This is a genomic window from Mesorhizobium sp. M7A.F.Ca.CA.004.06.1.1 (assembly GCF_003999135.1).
GTDB lineage: Bacteria > Pseudomonadota > Alphaproteobacteria > Rhizobiales > Rhizobiaceae > Mesorhizobium.
In genome coordinates, this window is record NZ_RZPQ01000681.1 from 1 (window position 1) to 3244 (window position 3244).

The 3244-nt window shown below is 66.2% G+C and carries 2 protein-coding genes; both read left to right on the forward strand.

Annotated features, from left to right (window positions below):
• A partial coding sequence (locus tag EN906_RS28220; protein WP_206529187.1) for an SEL1-like repeat protein occupies positions 1–2165 on the forward strand: 2165 nt, incomplete at its 5' end.
• Between the two features lie 192 nt (positions 2166–2357).
• Positions 2358–3244 (forward strand): sulfite exporter TauE/SafE family protein (locus EN906_RS28225; protein ID WP_164777417.1); only part of this gene is annotated, 887 nt, incomplete at its 3' end.

The following is a 3244-nucleotide window of genomic DNA, read 5'->3' on the forward strand; positions in this document are numbered from 1 at the left end:
GCAATTCGAGAACGTTCGAGGCCATCCACGACACGTTGCTCAAGATCGTCGACCGGCTGGGTTCGCTCGAACCCGGCGAGCCGGTCGAGGCGATGAGCGAATTGCTGGATGCGGCACCGGTCGAGCCGAGCAACTGGCGCGGCGTGCGGCGACCCAAGATGGCCGTGGACGCGCCATCGATGGATATCGATCAGCCCCTGCCATTGACTGGGGACTTGGCCGATCTCGATGGCCGTGCCGCCGCCATCCTGCGCAACGAGCCGGGTGCTCGTAGCGATCTGGGCGGCCTGGGTATGGGAACGCGCACGCCGGCCGAAGCCGCAGCGGCTGCGGCCATGGCTGCTCTCGGCTCCGACACAATTGTCGAGAAGAACGAACAGGCGGGCGGCCGTAGGTCGATGTTCGGCGGACTGGCCCGCGCCTTTAAGGGCAAGAAGGAGGCGGACATCCCGCCACTGGCCGGCTCTGCGCCGACTGCCCCGATCCCGAGCGTCGATCTCGACGAACCGCTCGATCCGAAAATGGCCAACCGGCCGCTGGAGCCCGGTTCCGGCGCACCTGACCTCAACGCCATCATGAAGCGCGTGCGCGACGAGCGCGGCCAGCCTGCCAAGCCCAGCGACACCGACGCCGCGAAGTCGGATTTCATCGCCGCTGCCCGGCGCGCGGCCCAGGCCGCGGCCGCCGAGGCCGATGCGCTGAAGCGCCAGTCGACGGTGACCGGACCGGTGAAGGCACTGCGGATCGGCGACCTGCTCAAGGCACGGCGCAAACCGATCCTGATGGGGACAACCGCGATCCTGCTGGCACTGGGCGCCCTGCAACTGGGCAAGGCCTTCTTCGCCGATCCGGCCCAGGTGGCGAGCAACGATGTTGCGCCGATCGTCGCCTCGCAGCCGGTGCAGACCGCCTCGCTCGATGCCGCCGGCCAACCTAAGATGGACGCGCAGCCCGCGGCAGTGGAAAGTGCGCCTGACCACACCGTCAGGCAGGCCGAGCCGTCCGCACCGGCAACCAAGGACGACATGGCCGCGCAAAGCATGATTGCCACGCCGCCAGGCGCCGAGCCGCCGATGGATGCCGCGCCGACCGCAGAGCCGGTTCCCGCGCCCGTCGCCTCGATTACATCGGCCGATGCGAACCCGGCGATGTCCGGGACGACAGCCTCGGCTGCGCCGGCCTCGACCGTTCCGGTCGCCGCGGAAGCCGCCGACACCGACGCGCAGCCTATGGCGACTGAGCCGACCGCCGCTAAGGACACCACGGGCGCGGTTCCGCCAGCGGACGCTTCGCCGGCGACGACGGCAAAGTTCGACATTCCCGCTGACGCCGGCCCTGCCGCCTTGCGTGATGCCGCCGCCAGCGGCGACGCCAAGGCGCTGTTCGAGATCGGCTCGCGCTATGCCGAGTCGCGCGGCGTCAAGGAAGACATGGCGGCAGCGGCCAAATGGTACGAGAAATCGGCGGAACTCGGCTTCGCGCCGGCCGAATACCGCATCGGAAACTTCTACGAAAAGGGCATCGGCGTCGCGCGCGACATCAAGAAGGCGAAGACCTGGTACCAGCTTTCCGCAGCACAGGGCAACGCCAGCGGCATGCACAATCTGGCCGTCTTGTTCGCCATGGCGGCAGACGGCGTGACCGACAATGAATCGGCCGCGCACTGGTTCCAGGCGGCCGCCGACGTCGGCGTCAAGGACAGCCAGTTCAATCTCGGCATCCTCGCCGCCAAGGGCGTCGGCATGAAGCAGAACCTCGAGGAATCCTACAAATGGTTCGCGCTCGTCGCCAAGACCGGCGACAAGGATGCCGCTGCCAAGCGTGACGAGATCGCCAATGCGCTGCGGCCAGAGCAGCTCGAACGCGCCCGCGCCGCGACCGAACTGTGGAAGGCCAAGCCGCTGGATGCGGCGGCCAATTCGGCCGACATTCCCGAATCCTGGCAGGACGGCGCGCCGCAGACGACAGCCAGCATCGACATGAAGAAGGCCGTCCAGAACATCCAGCGCATTCTCAACAAGAACGGCTACGACGCCGGCGGCGCCGACGGCAAGATTGGCCAGAAGACGAAGACCGCGATCATGGCTTTCCAGACCGACAACAAGATGCCGGCGACCGGCGAAGTCGATGAAAAACTGGTCAAGGCGCTGCTGGCGCGCAAATAACGGCAGAGGCGTCGTTTCCACGACGCCCTTGCCACACATTCGCCTGTTAACTGATTGAGATGTTTTTTGTTTCGGCGGCGTAGCGCGGTTTGACTTCGCAGCACCTCCGGGGCAAGAACGAATTGGCTTGTCGGGTCAAGATGCCCGCAACGGTTGCATTCGCCGACAGGCAGAACTGATCGAGACTGACGGGTGGGCATCTATCTCCCGATCGCGGAAATTTCCGTCAATATCTTCGTCCTGCTGGCCATGGGCGCGGCGGTGGGTTTCCTGTCGGGCATGTTCGGCGTCGGCGGCGGCTTCCTCATCACGCCGCTGCTGATCTTCTACAACATCCCCCCGGCGATCGCGGTCGCCACGGGCGCCAACCAGGTCATCGCCTCCTCCGTCTCCGGCGTCCTTTCGCACATGAAGCGAGGGACGCTCGACTTCAAGCTCGGCGGGGTATTGCTGGCCGGCGGCATTGTCGGTTCCACCGGCGGCATCTTCGTCTTCGCCTTCCTGCGCCGCCTCGGCCAGCTCGACCTGTTCATCTCGCTGCTCTACGTCGTGCTGCTCGGCACCGTCGGCGGACTGATGCTGGTCGAAAGCGTCAATGCGCTGCGCGCCACGCGCAGCGGTGCGGCGCCGGTGCTGAAGAAATCCGGTCAGCACAACTGGATCCACCGCTTGCCGCTGAAGATGCGCTTCAGGGCCTCAAAACTGTTCGTCAGCGTCATCCCCGTCCTTGGACTTGGCGCCGGCATCGGCTTCCTGTCGTCGATCATGGGCGTCGGCGGCGGCTTCATCATGGTGCCGGCACTGATCTATCTGCTGAAAGTGCCGACCAACGTCGTCATCGGCACCTCGCTGTTCCAGATCATCTTCACCTCCGCCTATACGACGCTGGTCCACGCCACCACCAACCAGACGGTCGACGTCGTGCTGGCCTTCCTGCTGATGGCGGGCGGCGTCGCCGGTGCGCAGTACGGCGCCAAGGCAGGCCAGCGGCTGCGCGGCGAGCAACTCAGGGCCTTGCTGGCGCTGCTGGTGCTGGCGGGGGCGGTACGATTGGCGATCGATCTTTTCGTCACCCCGCC